Source organism: Nonomuraea sp. NPDC003201 (genome assembly GCF_053590415.1).
In genome coordinates, this window is the sequence record NZ_JBSFTC010000676.1 from 1 (window position 1) to 2,099 (window position 2,099).

Consider the following 2,099-nt stretch of genomic DNA (forward strand, 5'->3'; position numbering starts at 1 on the left):
GCGCTGCGCGTTGCACGGCCCGTCACCGCGGATCACGGCGGCGAGCTCCGCCCAGTCGGGCTCGCCGAAGTCGTGGTGGCCGCGTTCGGCGTTCCAGCGCAGGTCGGGGTCGGGCAGCGTCACCCCCAGCGCCTCGGCCTGCGGGACCGTCATGTCCACGAACTTCTGGCGCAGCTCGTCGTTGGAGTTGCGCTTGACGCCCCAGGCCATCGACCGCGCGCTGTTGGGCGAGTCGGCGTCCGGCGGGCCGAACATCATCAGCGACGGCCACCAGAACCGGTCCACCGACTCCTGGACCATCGCCCGCTGGGCGTCGGTGCCGCTCATCATCGTCATCAGCAGCTCGTAGCCCTGCCGCTGGTGGAACGACTCCTCCTTGCAGATGCGGATCATGGCGCGCCCGTACGGGCCGTACGAGGTGCGGCAGAGCGGCACCTGGTTGCAGATCGCGGCGCCGTCCACCAGCCAGCCGATCGTCCCGACGTCGGCGTACGACAGCGTCGGGTAGTTGAAGATCGAGGAGTACTTCTGCCGGCCCGTGAGCAGCAGCTCGGTCAGCTCGGCGCGGGAGACGCCCAGGGTCTCGCACGCCGAGTACAGGTACAGCCCGTGCCCGGCCTCGTCCTGCACCTTGGCCAGCAGGATGGCCTTGCGGCGCAGGGACGGCGCGCGGCCGATCCACGCGCCTTCGGGCTGCATGCCGATGATCTCGGAGTGCGCGTGCTGGGCGATCTGGCGTACGAGCGTCCGGCGGTAGGCGTCCGGCATCCAGTCCCGGGGCTCGATCCGGTCGTGGCGCGCGATCGTCGCCTCGAACGCGGCTTCGAGCGCTTCCGGCTCCGCCGGTGTCGTCGTCATCGATTTCCCTCCTCGGGCGTCGAGTCGTATTTACTTATCGCTCGGTCAGTAATACCGTGGCACGTGTTGGGGTACCTGCGCAAGGGGCCCGTGGAGAGGAGAGGACGCGTGAGCGCGCTGCTGGAGAGCTACGCCGCCGGACGATGGTTCCGGGCGGCCGATGAAGGGGAGCCCCTGCTCGACGCCGCCACGGGCGAGGAGGTCGCGCGGATCTCCAGCCGGGGGCTGGACGTCGCCGCGATGGTCCGCCACGCCCGCGACACCGGCGGGCCCGCGCTGCGGTCCCTGACCTTCCACGAGCGGGCGGCCCTGCTGAAGGCTCTGGCCAAGCACCTGACCGAGCGCAAGGAGGAGCTGTACGCGCTGTCCGTGCGGACCGGCGCCACCTCGCGTGACACGATGATCGACGTGGACGGCGGCATCGGCACCCTGTTCAGCTACGCCGGCAAGGGGGTGCGCGAGCTGCCGAACGACACCGTCGTCCTGGACGGCGGCCTGGAGCGCCTGGGCAAGGGCGGCACGTTCGTCGGCCAGCACCTCTACACCTCGCGGCCGGGCGTCGCGGTGCAGATCAACGCCTTCAACTTCCCGGTCTGGGGGATGCTCGAGAAGCTGGCCCCGGCCTTCCTCGCCGGGCTGCCCTCGATCGTCAAGCCCGCGAGCCAGACCGCGTACCTGACCGAGCTGGCCGTACGGCTGATCGTCGAGTCGGGCATCCTGCCCGAGGGCACGCTCCAGCTCGTCTCCGGCGGCGCCGGCGGGCTGCTCGACGAGCTGACCGTCCAGGACTCCGTCGCCTTCACCGGCTCCGCGCACACCGCGGGCATCCTGCGCCGCCACCCCAACGTGCTGGACGGCGGCGTCCTGCTGGGCGTCGAGGCCGACTCGCTGAACTGCTCGATCCTGGGGCCGGACGTGCGGCCGGAGGACCCGGAGTTCGACCTGTTCGTCAAGGGCGTCGTCACCGAGATGACGGTCAAGGCGGGCCAGAAGTGCACCGCCATCCGCCGGGTCCTCGTGCCCTCGGCCATGGCCGACCAGGTCGTCGAGGCGCTGGCCGCGCGCCTGGCCAAGGTGACCGTCGGCGATCCCCGCAATCCGGACGTACGGATGGGCGCGCTGGCCAGCCTCGGCCAGCGCGACGAGGTGCGCAAGGCCGTCGAGGCGCTGCGGGCCGGCGCCGAGATCGCCTTCGGCGACCCCTCCGGCTCCGCCCTGCTCGACGGCGACGCCGAGCGCGG

At 71.5% G+C, this 2,099-nt stretch carries 2 protein-coding genes; one reads left to right on the forward strand and one right to left on the reverse strand.

All coding sequences use genetic code 11. The features are described 5' to 3' along the window. The coding region (gene paaA, locus ACWDX9_RS62630; protein WP_449973339.1) for a 1,2-phenylacetyl-CoA epoxidase subunit PaaA at nucleotides 1-858 on the reverse strand (858 nt) is incomplete at its 3' end. A gap of 108 nt (nucleotides 859-966) precedes the next feature. On the opposite strand from paaA, the gene ACWDX9_RS62635 reads away from it, so the two are divergent. Continuing rightward, nucleotides 967-2,099, forward strand: a 1,133-nt coding sequence (locus ACWDX9_RS62635) for a 3,4-dehydroadipyl-CoA semialdehyde dehydrogenase (RefSeq protein WP_449973340.1), incomplete at its 3' end; no start/stop codon positions are given.